Genomic DNA, 12,642 nt, shown 5'->3' with positions numbered 1-12,642 from the left:
ACCGGCCCCGCAGTTGCCGTGCCCGCCGCCCCGGTCCCCGGGCGGGGAACCTCACAGCGCCGCCGCGAACGGCGCCGACTAGACTCGTCCACGGTCCGTTCCACCCCACTCCGTCCAAGGAGCACGACGTGCTTGAGGCAGTCTTCACCACCCTGCTCGTCCTGGTCGGCGTCGGCGTCATCGCCTTCGCCGGTCTGACCTACAAGAAGCTCTACCAGGGTCAGCGCTGACGACCGCCTCCCGCCGTGCCGCCCTGTCCCTCCCCACAGATCGCCTGAGCTGATGATCGAGATCCCCTCCGACCTGAACCCGGCCCTCGTTCCCCTGGCCTTCCTCCTCGGCAACTGGGAAGGCGCGGGCGTCGCAGACTTCCCGGGCGCCGAGAAGTGCAACTTCGGGCAGGAGGTCACGTTCACCCACGACGGCCGTGACTTCCTGGAGTACACGTCGCACAGCTGGGTCCTGGACGGCGAGGGCAAGAAGGTCCGCCCGCTGGAGACCGAGAGCGGCTACTGGCGCATCGACAAGGACCGCAAGGTCGAGGTCGTCATGATCCGCGACCAGGGCATCGTCGAGGTCTGGTACGGCGAGCTGGCCGACCGGAAGCCGCAGATCGACCTGGCCACCGACGCCGTCGCCCGCACCGCGGCCGCCGGTCCGTACACCGGTGGCAAGCGGCTCTACGGCTACGTCAAGAGCGACCTGATGTGGGTCGGCGAGAAGGCCACCCCCGAGGTGCCGCTGCGGCCGTACATGTCGGCGCATCTGAAGAAGGTCGCCGGCCTCAAGGAGTGGGCGGAGAGCCTGCCGGCCGACACCCCGGACGGCGTCTCGTTCTTCAACGCCGACGGCACCCCGTACGAGGGCTGAACCACCGCTCGACGGCGTACGGGGCCCAGGACGTCCGCAAAGCCCCATGCGTCCCACCACCGCATACGTATGACGCGCCCCGCGGGGGAAGTCCGGTGAGAGTCCGGCGCTGACCCGCAACGGTAAGCGGAGCCCCGCCCTGGGGACCGTCCGCAAGCCCGATCGCCCGCGGCGGCGCACGTTCCTGTAGAACTCGCCGTGGACTGCGAGGGGACGCCCGCCGCGCCACCCGCGCCGGGCCGTTTCTTCACCGTAGGACGGCCCGAGCCGAAGGCGGACCGTCCGTGGAACCGACGCCCTCCCAGGCCACCGCGCCCCGTGCCCCGCGCCCGTACGACGCGCCCGCGCGCCGCCTTCCCGTACCGCCGCTGGCCGCGGCCCTCGCCGCGCTGCTGCTCGGCTCCGTGGTGTGCGGCGTCGGCCTCGGCTCCGCCGGGGTGAGCTGGGGCGAGACGGTGCGCTACCTCGCCGCCGGGGTGACCGGCGGGACCCTCCCGGCCGACGAGTTCGCGGGCTACACCGTCGTCTGGGAGCTGCGCTTCCCCCGGGCGCTGCTGGCCGCCGTCGTCGGCGCGGGGCTGTCCGCCATCGGCGTCGCCGTGCAGGCGCTGGTCCGCAACGCGCTGGCCGATCCGTTCGTCCTCGGCATCTCCTCCGGCGCCGCCGTCGGCGCCAACGCCGTCCTCCTCTTCGGCGCAGCCGGGGCGCTGGGCGTCTGGGCACTCTCCACCTCCGCATTCGTCTGCGCGCTGCTCGCCATGGCCCTGGTGTACGCCGCCGCCCGCACCCCGCACGGCCTCACCCCGCTGCGGCTGGTCCTCACCGGCACCGCGATGTACTACGGCTTCTCCGCCGTGACGACCCTGATGGTGTTCTCCGCCGACCGCGGGGAGGCGGCCCGTTCGGCGGTGATGTGGCTGCTCGGCAGCCTGAGCGGCGCGGGCTGGCCGTCGGTGCCGCTCGCCGCCGCCGCGGTGGCGGTGGCGGTGGTCCATCTGTGGCTGGCCGCGGGCCGGCTGAACGCGCTGGCGATGGGCGACGAGACGGCCGCGGCCCTCGGCGTGGACGCCGGGCGACTGCGGCGGGAGCTGTTCCTGGTGGTGGCGGCGGTGGCCGGGGCGGTGGTCGCGGTCAGCGGCGCGATCGGCTTCGTCGGGCTGCTGGTGCCGCATGTGACGCGGATGCTGGTGGGCGCCGACCACCGCCGGGTGATGGCGGTGGCGCCGCTGCTCGGTGCGGTGCTGCTGGTCTGGGCGGATGTCCTGTCGCGGGTGCTGATCGCGCCCGTCGAACTGCCCGTCGGGGCGATCACCGCGGTGCTCGGCGTCCCCGGCTTCGTGCTGCTGATGCGGCGGAACGGCTACAGCTTCGGAGGGGGCGTCTGATGCGCGTCGACATCGAGGACCTGGCCGTGGAGGTCGCCGGGCGGCGGCTGCTCCACGACGTGACGCTGCGGGCGGCGGACGGGCAGCTGATCGGGCTGGTCGGCCCGAACGGCAGCGGCAAGTCCACGCTGCTGCGCTGCGTCTACCGGGCGCTGCGCCCGGCGGGCGGCACCGTCCGGCTGGACGGCGCCGATCTGCACGCCATGGACGCCCGCGAGGGCGCCCGGCTGCTGGCCGCGCTGCCGCAGGAGGCGCAGGCCACCTTCGATTTCACCGTCGCGGAGATCGTGGCGATGGGACGGCTGCCGCACCAGCGCGGCAGCGGCCGGGCGTCCGCCGCCGACGCGGAGATCTGCGCGCGGGCGCTGGCCCGGGTCGGCGCCGGGCATCTGGCGCACCGCGGCTTCCCCGGGCTGTCCGGCGGCGAGAAGCAGCGGGTGCTGATCGCCCGCGCGCTCGCCCAGGAACCGCGGGTGCTGGTGCTGGACGAGCCCACCAACCACCTCGACATCGCCCAGCAGCTGGAGGTCCTGGCGCTGGTCCGCGACAGCCGCCTGACGGTGCTGGCGGCGCTGCACGACCTCAACCTGGCGGCGCGGCACTGCGATGCGCTGTACGTCCTCGACGGCGGCCGGATCGTCGCCGCCGGGGAGCCGCACGAGGTGCTCACCGCCGGTCTGCTCGCGGACGTCTTCGGCGTCCGCGCCCACCGCGTCCGCCACCCGGAGACCGGCGCCGTCCAACTCCTCTTCGACCGGCTGGCCGAGGGGGCGGGGAGGCGGGACGGGGCGGACGCCGACGGCCCGGCGCCACCCGGCCCGGTCACCCCGCCGGACGATGCCCCTTCCCTCCCCACCCCCCGTTGAGGCCGCCATGTTCCGCCGCCCCGCCGCCCTGCTCTCCGTTCTCGCGCTGGCCCTCACCGGCTGCGGCGCGAAGGTCGCCCCCGACGGCGCCGCCGACCGCAAGGACGCCGCCGGTTACCCGGTCACCGTCAAGAACTGCGGCACCGGCCTGACCTTCGACCGGAAGCCGTCCCGGGTCGTCACCAACGACGTCGGCATCACCGATCTGATGCTGGCGCTCGGGCTGGAGGACCGGATGGCCGGGTACGTCATGCCGTCGTACCGGGGCCGGATCGACCAGGTCGCCTGGCGGGACGCGTACGACAAGGTGCCGTGGCTGTCGAAGAAGGCGATCACCAAGGAGATCGCGCTCGACGCCCACGCCGATCTCGTCCTCGCGGGCTGGAACTACGGCTTCGGCGAGGGCAACGACCTCACGCCCGCCTCCCTCAAGAAGCTCGGCATCGGCGCGTACGTGCTCACCGAGTCGTGCCGCAACGGCGGCTCCGGCAGCGCCCGCGGGGTGATGCCGCCGCTGGAGGCGCTCTACACCGACCTGGCGAACCTCGGGAAGATCTTCCACGTCGAGGACCGCGCCGCGAAGCTGGTCAAGGAGTACCGCGCGCAGATCGCCGAGGTCCGCGCCGCGCACGCCGCGGACGGGAAGAAGCCCTCCGTCTTCCTCTACGACAGCGGCACCGACAAGCCGCTGACCGCGGGCGCCTTCGCCGGGCCTGACGACATCATCACCAAGGCGGGCGGCGTCAACATCACCAAGGACCTCAAGGACACCTGGACCACCGTCGGCTGGGAGACCGTCGTCGAACGCGACCCCGACGTCATCGTGATCAACGACTACGGCTCCCCGACCGCCGCGCAGAAGAAGGACTTCCTGCTCCACTACAAGCCACTGGCGCACGTCTCCGCCGTCAAGCACCGCCGGATCTTCACGCTGGACTACGCCGACCTCGTCGAATCGCCCCGCAACCCGGCGGCGGTCCGCTCCCTGGCCCGCTACCTCGCCGCCGGGCGCGCCGACTGACTCCTCGGGCGGCCGGGCGCTCCCTACACTGGGGGCGTGGTGAGCACCGACTGGCAGAGCGACCTCCGCAAACGCGGCTACCGGCTGACGCCCCAGCGTCAGCTCGTGCTGGAAGCCGTCGACAGACTGGAGCATGCGACCCCGGACGACGTCCTCACCGAGGTGCGCAAGACCGCGGGCAGCGTGAACATCTCCACCGTCTACCGCACGCTGGAGCTGCTGGAGGAGTTGGGGCTGGTCAGCCACGCCCACCTCGGGCACGGCTCGGCGACGTACCACCTCGCCGACCGCCACCACCACATGCATCTGGTCTGCCGGGACTGCACGGACGTGATCGAGGCGGACCTGTCGGTGGCCGAGCCGTTCGCCGCCGTGCTGCGCGAACAGTTCGGCTTCACCACGGACCTGAAGCACTTCGCCATCTTCGGCCGCTGCCGCGCCTGTACGGAGAAGGCGGCCCGGCAGCAGGACGCCGCGGAGGCGGCGGGCGGCGAGGCGTGAGAGCGGCGGGCGGCGAGGCGTGAGAGCGGCGGGCGGCGAGGCGTGAGAGCGGCGGGCGGCGAGGTATGAGGGCCCGCCGCGCGCCCGTCCCACGCCCGGCCGGGCGGCCCCGTACCGCGATCCCGTCGGCGGGCGGCCGGGCCGTAGGCTGGCAACATGAAGAGTTCCCTGCTGTCGCTGCCCGGCGCCGTCCCCGCCGAGGCCCCCGACGAAGGCGTCGCCGCGCACTACGGTGACCTCTTCCGCGAACAACGCGCGCTGGCGGACGGCTCCGGTTTCGTGGACCTCTCGCACCGCGGCGTCCTCACCGTCACCGGGGCGGAACGGCTGAGCTGGCTGCATCTGCTGGTCACCCAGCACGTCAGCGACCTGCCGCCCGGGCAGGCCACCGAGGCGCTGATCCTCTCCCCGCACGGCCACATCGAGCACGCGCTCTACCTCGTCGACGACGGGGAGACGACCTGGCTGCACACCGAGCCGGGCGACCAGGAGGCGGTGATCGCCTATCTGGAGAGCATGAAGTTCTTCTACCGCGTCGAGGTCACCGACCGCACCGCGGACATCGCCGTGGTGCACCTCCCGGCCGGTTCGATCACCGAGGCGCCCGAGGGCACGGTCGTCCGCGAGACGCCGCACGGCCGGGACCTGTTCCTGCCGCGCGCCGACCTGGACGCCTTCGCCGCCGCGCACGGTCCGGCGGTCGGCATCCTCGCCCTGGAGGCGCTGCGCGTCGAGGCGCACCGCCCGCGGCTGGGCCTGGAGACCGACCACCGCACCATCCCGCACGAGCTGGGCTGGCTGGAGACCGCGGTCCACCTCCAGAAGGGCTGCTACCGCGGCCAGGAGACCGTCGCCCGCGTCCACAACCTGGGGAGGCCGCCGCGCCGTCTGGTCTTCCTCCACCTGGACGGCAGCGAGGTGCATCTGCCGCCGCACGGCACGCCGTTGCGGCTCGCCGCCGACGGCCCCGAGGGCCGTCAGATCGGTTTCGTCACCACGTCGGCCCGCCACCACGAGCTGGGCCCGATCGCCCTCGGGCTGATCAAGCGGAACGTCCCCGTCGACGCCCCGCTGAGCGCCGAGGGCACCGCCGCGGCCCAGGAGGTCGTGGTCGCGCCGTAGGGCGCCCTCGCGTACGGCGACGGCCGCGGTCCCTCTTGCGGGGGCCGCGGCCGTCGTCATGCCGGGGCAGGAACGGCGGGTGTCACACCTCGACGAGCACCGTGAACGGCCCGTCGTTCGTCAGCGACACCTTCATGTCCGCGCCGAACCGGCCGGTCTCCACCTGGGCGCCGAGGGCCCGCAACCGGTCCACCACCTCGTCGACGAGCGGTTCGGCGACGGGGCCGGGCGCGGCCGCGTTCCAGGTGGGGCGGCGGCCCTTGCGCGCGTCACCGTAGAGAGTGAACTGGCTGATGACCAGCAGCGGGGCGTCCGTGTCCGAGCAGGACTTCTCGCCCTGGAGGATCCGCACCGACCACAGCTTCCGGGCGAGCTGCGCCGCCTTCTCCACCGTGTCGTCGTGCGTGACCCCGACCAGCACGCACAGTCCCTCGCCGACGATCTCGCCGACCGTCTCGCCGTCCACGACGACGCGTGCGCCGTCCACTCTCTGCACCACTGCTCGCATACCCGCCATCATGCCGGGCCCGTGAAGCGTTCGGACAGCCGTGCGCCTCCGGGGGCCGTTCGGGTGTCATGGCCCTGCATACGGACCGCCCAGAGTGGCACGATGCGTGCACGTGGTGCGTTTCATGGACAACATGCCCTGGATGCCGCACCGGACGAGGGGACGGAACCACTCATGAGCACTGCCGGCGCCGGGCGGATCCCCGGTCCCGTACCACCCGCCCGTACGACCCCGAGTGCCGCTCCGGCACCGGCCGCCGCCCGTTGGACGACCATGGCTACGGCCCCCGCCGACGGCGCCCGCACCGAGGATGGCCCCATGCTCCAAGCCGGCCGGTCGCAGCACCGCCCACCGCAGCAACGCGACCGCTTCCACCCGGTCGTCCAGCCGGATCTGACCGCCCCCGGCCTGCCCGAGCTACGGGTGCTGCGGCGTGACGCGCAGCGCGAGGAGGCCGATCTCAGCTATCTGCGGCGGCTGCTCCAGGGCCGGATCGACATCCTCCGGGCGGAGCTGGCCCGCCGGGCGGCGCCGCTGCCGCCGCTGCTGGACCGGCTGCCGGAGATCCTGGCGGACGTCCCCTCCCGCCACCGTTCGTCCGCCCGGCACGTCACGGTCGGCACGCCGCACGGTGAGGAGTACCGGCGGCTCGCCGACGACATGCTCGGCGAGGTCGAGCTGTCCGATCTGGGGGCGCGGACGGACGGTGAGCTGACGGAGGCGATGACCCGGCTGGTCCGGTACGAGCAGCAGGTCTCCGGGCGGCGGCAGTCGCTCCAGCGGATGGCCGACGATTGCAGCACCGAAATCGCCCGCAGGTACCGTGAAGGGGAAGCGCAAGTAGACGACCTGCTGTCCTGACCTGGGCCACAAGCCTTCCGGGGAGGGCCGGTCACGTTCCCGGAAGGCCCACCGATGTCTCCGTCCCGCCCGATATCCGACCGTCCGGAGTCCCCGGCCACTCCGGCCACTCCGGACGCCCCGGTCCTCGCCGAGGTCGTCCGCTCCGGTTTCGTCGAGGGGCGCCACCGCGGCTCGCTGGTGGTGCTGGCCGCCGACGGCAGCGTCGCGACCGCGCTCGGTGACGTCGACGCCCCCGTCTTCCCCCGTTCCACCAACAAGCCGATGCAGGCCGCCGCGCTGCTGCGGGCGGGCCTGGAGCTGTCCGGCGAACGGCTCGCGCTGGCGGCGGCCAGCCACTCCGGCGAGGCGTTCCACCTGGAGCTCGTGCGGACGATGCTCGACGAGTTCCGGCTCGACGCGGCGCAGCTCCAGACGCCGCCGGACCTCCCGCTGGACGCCGAGGAGGCCGAGCACTACCTCGCATCCGGGCAGGTCCGCTCCCCTCTCACCATGAACTGCTCCGGCAAGCACACCGCGATGCTCGCCGCCTGCGTCGCCAACGGCTGGCCGACGGAGACCTACCTCGACCAGGACCACCCGCTCCAGCAGCTGGTGCTGGAGAGCGTGCGCGCGGCGAGCGGCGAGGAGGTGGCGCACATCGGCACGGACGGCTGCGGCGCACCGCTGATGTCGCTGTCGCTGACCGGTCTGGCCCGGTCGTTCCGGAGCTTCGTCCTCGCCGAGCCGGGCACGCCCGAGCGGCGGGTCGCCGACGCGATGCGCGCGCACCCCGAGTACGTCGCGGGGACCCGGCGGCCGGACACCTGGCTGATGCGGGAGCTGCCCGGCACGCTGTCGAAGATGGGCGCGGAGGCGGTCCAGGCGCTGGCCCTGCCCGATGGCCGGGCCCTCGCCTTCAAGATCGACGACGGGAACACCCGCACCCTGGGCCCGGTACTGGCCCGCACGCTGCGCGGGATGGGCATCGAGGCGCCGGTGCTGGACCGGATCGAGGATGTGCCGCTGCTGGGCGGCGGCGTCCGGGTGGGGGAGGTTCGGGCGGCGTTCTGAGGCGCCCGGGAGCGGGGCGCGCCGGGGCCCGGTGGCAGGTGTCCGGCGCGGCCCCGCGTTCCCGCTGCGGCCCCGGCGTCCGGCCGTCCGTCCCGCGCCCGGCCGGTCGGCGTTCCGGTCGCGTGGTGTTCCCTCCTCGTACGGCGTCGGCCTGCACAACGGGCACGGGCCGTGCCTACAGTGGCGGCGACAGCCAGTTGGGGACGATCACAGCAGGAGGCCGGCGATCATGAGCGATGCGCACACCGGACCGCAGGGGCCCGAGGCGACCGAGCACGCCCACGACCCCGAGGTGCTACAGCTCGCGGCCAAGGTGTTCGATCTCGCGCGCCACGGCGACACGGACACCGTCGCCGCGTACGTGGACGCCGGGGTACCGGCCAACCTGACCGACGAGAAGGGCGATTCGCTGGTCATGCTGGCCGCCTACCACGGCCACCCGGCCACCGTGGAGGCGCTGCTGCGGCGCGGCGCCGACGCCGACCGCGCCAACGACCGCGGCCAGACACCGCTGGCGGGCGCGGTCTTCAAGGGCGAGGACGAGGTCGTGAAGGTCTTGGTGGCCCACGGCGCGGACCCGGCCGCGGGCACGCCGTCGGCCGTCGACACGGCCCGGATGTTCGAGAAGACGGAGCTGCTGAAGCTGTTCAAGGCGGGCTGATCGGGGCGGCGTCCCTGGGGTACGGGCCCCGGGCGGGGCGGGCACGGGCCGGGTGCGGCGCGGGGTCGCTTCCGGCCGGGGCTCTGCCATGTGCGGTGCGGGGTCCGGGCGACGAACGCCGGTTGACAGTTGACCTCAACTCCACTTGAGGTTCTAGCGTCGGTCCTGACGGCGGCACCCGCCACCGCCACTGCCATCCACGCTCTCCTCCGGAGGACCCCCGTGCCCGAAACCGCCTCCCCCTCCCGCCACACCCTCGCCGTCCTCGTCGGCTCCACCCGTGAGGGCCGCTTCGCACCGGTCGTCAGCGGCTGGTTCGCCCGGCACGCGGCCACCCACCCGCACCTCGACGTCGACGTCATCGACCTGGACACGGTCCGCCCGTACGCACTGCGGCCCGGGACCCCGGAGTTCGAGGAGTACGCGGGGCGCGTCGCGGCCGCCGACGCGTTCGTGGTGATCACCCCGGAGTACAACCACTCCTTCCCCGCCCCGCTCAAGCACGCCATCGACCTGCTGAACCCCCAGTGGCACGCCAAGCCCGTCGGCTTCGTCTCGTACGGCGGGATCTCCGGCGGGCTGCGGGCGGTCGAGCAACTGCGGCTGGTCTTCGCGGAGCTGCACGCCACGACGGTCCGCGAGACGGTCAGCTTCCCGCTGGCCTGGACCCTCTTCGACGAGAACGGCGAACTGGTCGACCCGGCGCCCGCCACCAAGGCGGCCGACACCCTGCTGAACCAGCTCACCTGGTGGGCCCTCACCCTGCGCGAGGGCCGCGCCCTGCGCCCGTACGGCGTCTGACGCGGGGGCGCGCGCAGGACCCGCGCGCGCCCCGCCGCTCAGCCCGTGCGCCGGGCCATCGCCACGTACACGGTCACCGTGGCCCGAGCCGTCCCCGAAGCCCCCGATCCCTCACTTCCCGACCAGCTTCAAGCTCCCCTCGTCGTACCGCGTACCGGCCACCCGCTCCGCGGGAGCCGCCGCATCGATGGCGGCCAGATCCTCCGCGGACAGTTCGACGTTCACCGCGCCGAGGTTCTCCTCCAGGTTCCGCTGCCGCCGTGTGCCGGGGATCGGCACGACGTCGTCGCCGCGGTGCTGCACCCACGCCAGCGCGAGCTGCCCGGCGGTCACCCCGCGCGCGGCGGCCAACTCCTCCAGCTTCCGGACGATCGCGAGGTTCTGCTCCAGGTTGCCGTCGGCGAACCGCGGCTGGGTGCGCCGCACATCGGATGCCGCGAGGCCCTCGACGGACGCGTAACGCCCGGTCAGGAAGCCCCGGCCGAGGGGCGAGAACGGTACGAGCCCGATGCCCAGCTCCCGGCAGACCGGCGCGATCTCCCGCTCCAGGTCGCGGGTCCACAGCGACCATTCGCTCTGCAACGCGGCGATCGGATGGACGGCATGCGCCCGGCGCACGGTCTCCGCGCCCGCCTCGGAGAGCCCCAGGTGACGCACCTTGCCCGCCGCGACCAGCTCCGCCATCGCGCCGACCGTCTCCTCGATCGGCACCTGCGGGTCGACGCGGTGCTGGTAGTAGAGGTCGATGTGGTCGGTGCCCAGGCGGCGCAGCGACGCGTCGCACGCCTGCCGTACGTAGGCGGCGTCGCCGCGGACGGCGGCCGGTTCACCGAGGCGGTTGACGAAGCCGAACTTGGTGGCGAGCACCACCTCGTCGCGCCGCTCGGCGAGCAGCCTGCCCAGCAACTCCTCGTTGTGGCCCGCACCGTAGTAGTCGGAGGTGTCCAGCAGCGTCACACCGAGATCGAGCGCCCGGTGCAGCGTGGCGAGCGAACGCTCGTCATCCGCGTCCCCGTACCCGTGGCTCATCCCCATGCACCCGAGCCCCTGAGCCGAAACCTCCAGCGCCCCGAGCCTGCGCGTGGGCATCCCCGTCATCTGTGCCACCTCCTGGCACGGCCCGGCGCCGGGACTCTCCCGGGACCGCGGCCGTCCCGACGACGGTAGGACGTGGAGTGCGCTCGAAGGCAACGCCGCTCGGTCACGGGCAGGTTGGCGCCGTCCGGCGCGCCGGACGCTCATGCCGCCGGGACCGATCCGACGAGACCGCCGTCGACGATCAGGTCCTGGCCGGTGATGTAGGACGCGTCATCGGAGGCGAGGAAGGCGACGGTCGCGGCGATGTCATCGGCGTGGCCGAGCGCGCCGAGCGGCACCTCGGCCGCGTTCCGGGCCTCGGCGTCCGGGTCTGTGTTGGCGGTCCGGTACATCTCGGTGTCGATGTAGCCGGGGCTCACCGAGTTGACGCGGATGCCGCGCGGGGCGAGGTCGGAGCCGAGCGTGCGGGCGAGGTTGTGCACGGCGGCCTTGGTGGCGGAGTAGACGGTGGCGATGGGCAGCCCGCGATGGAGGGTCCAGGAGGCGTTGAGGACGATCGCGCCGCCGTCGCGCAGCAGCGGCAGCGCCTTGTGGACGGTGAAGAAGACGCCCTTGAAGTTGACGTCCACCGAGCGGTCGAAGTCCTCCTCGGTGATCTCCGCGGTCGGCTTGAAGATGCCGGTGCCCGCATTGGCGAAGACCGCGTCGAGGCCGCCACGCCAGGTCTCGACGTCCCGCATCAGCGCGTCGAGATCGGCGAGGGACGCCACATCGGCGCGGACCGCGAGGACCCGCCCGGCGGGGGCGCCCAGCCGGGCCACGGCGGCGTCCAGCCGCGGCCGCTCGCGGCCGGTGATGGCGACGTACGCGCCTTCGTCGAGAAGGCGGCGGGCGGTGGCCAGGCCCATGCCGCTGGTGCCGCCGGTGATCAGGACCGTCTTGTTCGTGAATCGCTTCATGGCAACGATCCTGGGGCGGCGCGGCGCATCCCGGCAGTGCCGGATGAACCTGGGTCCGCCACCACCACCTTGAGCGCCGCTCCCGGGCCGGGGCGCCGGCCGCGCGGTGGTGAGATCGTCAGCCCGTCTGCTCCGCCGCGGCCACCAGGGTGGCCAGCCGGGCGGCGGTGCCGCTGTCCGGTACAGGGGTGTGCAGCAGCAGGCGGTGGCCGGGCAGTTCGGGCACCGGCAGCGAGGTGTACTCGAAGAGCAGCTCGCCCGCCTCGGGATGGTCCAGCGCCTTGATGCCCTGCGTGGCACTGCCCACCGGGTGTTCGGCCCAGATCTCCGCGAAGGCGGGGCTGGCGGCGCACATGTCGGCGGCGAGCCGCCCGAATTCGGGGTCTTCGGGGTAGCGGGCGGCGTCCGCCCGGAACTGGCCGGTGATCTGCCGGGCCGCGTCCGCCCAGTGACAGAGGGCTGCGCGGTAGCGGGCGTTGGTGAAGAACGTCACCAGGCAGTTGTGGTCGGTGTCGCCGTAGCCGAAGACGAGGCGGGCCGCGCGGTTGACGGCAACGAGGTTCCAGTGCCGGTCGATGACGTACGCGGGGCGCGGCAGCCAGCCGTCGATGACGCGGCGCAGCCCGTCGGGGACCGCGGCGTCCGAAGGGGCGGACCGCTGCGGCGGGTTGAGGCCCGCCAGCAGGTACAGATGGGCGCGCTCGCCGCCGTCCAGCCGCAGCACCCGCGCGACGGCGTCGAGGACGTCCGCCGACACGTTGATCTCCCGGCCCTGCTCCAGCCACGTGTACCAGGACACCCCCACCCCGGCGAGCACCGCCACCTCCTCCCGGCGCAGCCCCGGCGTCCGCCGTCCGCGCCCCGCGGGCATCCCCACATCGGCGGGCGTCAGCCGGGCGCGGCGGCTGCGCAGAAAGCCGCGTATCTCGGCACTGCGCCGCTGCCGTGCGTCTGCGGGGAGGCGGGTGAGATCCATGGGGCCATGCTAGGGAGGGG

The 12,642-nt window shown here is 73.5% G+C and carries 14 protein-coding genes and 1 riboswitch; of the genes, 10 read left to right on the top strand and 4 right to left on the bottom strand.

Translation table 11 applies throughout. From position 1 onward, the window contains the following. Positions 1-282 precede the first annotated feature (282 nt). The 6 genes from OG422_RS18150 to OG422_RS18125 all read left to right on the top strand — a co-directional run bounded on the left by OG422_RS18150 (position 283) and on the right by OG422_RS18125 (position 5,765). Positions 283-870: an FABP family protein gene (locus tag OG422_RS18150; protein ID WP_143943864.1), complete on the top strand. Its 588-nt coding sequence runs from the start codon at positions 283-285 to the stop codon at positions 868-870. Positions 871-954: 84 nt separating this feature from the next. Next, a riboswitch (cobalamin riboswitch) is annotated at positions 955-1,038 on the top strand. Positions 1,039-1,154: 116 nt separating this feature from the next. Beyond that, positions 1,155-2,255, top strand: a complete 1,101-nt coding sequence (locus OG422_RS18145) for an iron ABC transporter permease (RefSeq protein WP_143943865.1) — start codon at positions 1,155-1,157, stop codon at positions 2,253-2,255. Next, a complete protein-coding gene (locus OG422_RS18140) occupies positions 2,255-3,121 on the top strand; it encodes an ABC transporter ATP-binding protein (RefSeq protein ID WP_405743716.1) in 867 nt (288 codons plus the stop codon). The genes OG422_RS18145 and OG422_RS18140 overlap by 1 nt, the downstream gene beginning before the upstream one ends. Before the next feature lie 7 nt (positions 3,122-3,128). Continuing rightward, on the top strand, positions 3,129-4,142 hold the full coding sequence (locus tag OG422_RS18135; RefSeq protein ID WP_405743715.1) for an ABC transporter substrate-binding protein: 1,014 nt from the start codon (positions 3,129-3,131) through the stop codon (positions 4,140-4,142). Between the two features lie 36 nt (positions 4,143-4,178). Continuing rightward, complete coding sequence (locus OG422_RS18130; RefSeq protein ID WP_143944163.1) at positions 4,179-4,643, top strand: Fur family transcriptional regulator; 465 nt, start codon at positions 4,179-4,181, stop codon at positions 4,641-4,643. 156 nt (positions 4,644-4,799) lie between these two features. After that, positions 4,800-5,765, top strand: a complete 966-nt coding sequence (locus OG422_RS18125; RefSeq protein WP_405743714.1) for a YgfZ/GcvT domain-containing protein — start codon at positions 4,800-4,802, stop codon at positions 5,763-5,765. Positions 5,766-5,847: 82 nt separating this feature from the next. On the opposite strand, the gene dtd is transcribed toward OG422_RS18125, so the two are convergent. Next, on the bottom strand, positions 5,848-6,273 hold the full coding sequence (gene dtd, locus OG422_RS18120) for a D-aminoacyl-tRNA deacylase (protein ID WP_405743713.1): 426 nt from the start codon (positions 6,271-6,273) through the stop codon (positions 5,848-5,850). 174 nt (positions 6,274-6,447) lie between these two features. Here dtd and OG422_RS18115 point away from each other — a divergent pair, with 174 nt between their 5' ends. From OG422_RS18115 to OG422_RS18100, 4 genes are all read left to right on the top strand, one after another. Then, a complete protein-coding gene (locus tag OG422_RS18115) occupies positions 6,448-7,134 on the top strand; it encodes an ABC transporter substrate-binding protein (RefSeq protein WP_405743712.1) in 687 nt (228 codons plus the stop codon). Positions 7,135-7,188: 54 nt separating this feature from the next. Beyond that, entirely contained in the window at positions 7,189-8,187 is a 999-nt protein-coding gene (locus OG422_RS18110; RefSeq protein ID WP_143944167.1) for an asparaginase, read from the top strand. Positions 8,188-8,416: 229 nt separating this feature from the next. After that, a complete protein-coding gene (locus OG422_RS18105; RefSeq protein ID WP_143944168.1) occupies positions 8,417-8,848 on the top strand; it encodes an ankyrin repeat domain-containing protein in 432 nt (143 codons plus the stop codon). Between the two features lie 222 nt (positions 8,849-9,070). Continuing rightward, positions 9,071-9,649, top strand: a complete 579-nt coding sequence (locus OG422_RS18100; protein WP_405743711.1) for an NADPH-dependent FMN reductase — start codon at positions 9,071-9,073, stop codon at positions 9,647-9,649. A 111-nt stretch (positions 9,650-9,760) separates the two neighbouring features. Here the strand turns inward: OG422_RS18100 and OG422_RS18095 are convergent, their stop codons facing one another. From OG422_RS18095 to OG422_RS18085, 3 genes are all read right to left on the bottom strand, one after another. Then, complete coding sequence (locus tag OG422_RS18095; protein WP_405743710.1) at positions 9,761-10,747, bottom strand: aldo/keto reductase; 987 nt, start codon at positions 10,745-10,747, stop codon at positions 9,761-9,763. Between the two features lie 140 nt (positions 10,748-10,887). Continuing rightward, positions 10,888-11,646, bottom strand: coding sequence for an SDR family NAD(P)-dependent oxidoreductase (locus OG422_RS18090; protein ID WP_143944603.1), 759 nt, complete (start codon positions 11,644-11,646; stop codon positions 10,888-10,890). Positions 11,647-11,764: 118 nt separating this feature from the next. Further along, positions 11,765-12,622 (bottom strand): helix-turn-helix transcriptional regulator, encoded by an 858-nt coding sequence (locus tag OG422_RS18085; RefSeq protein WP_143944602.1) that lies wholly within the window; start codon positions 12,620-12,622, stop codon positions 11,765-11,767. Positions 12,623-12,642: the final 20 nt, after the last annotated feature.

The sequence above is a fragment of the Streptomyces sp. NBC_01525 genome, assembly GCF_045040405.1.
Lineage (GTDB): Bacteria > Actinomycetota > Actinomycetes > Streptomycetales > Streptomycetaceae > Streptomyces > Streptomyces benahoarensis.
Note: the sequence above shows the minus strand (reverse complement) of the source record. Positions and strands in the feature narration are given on the sequence as shown.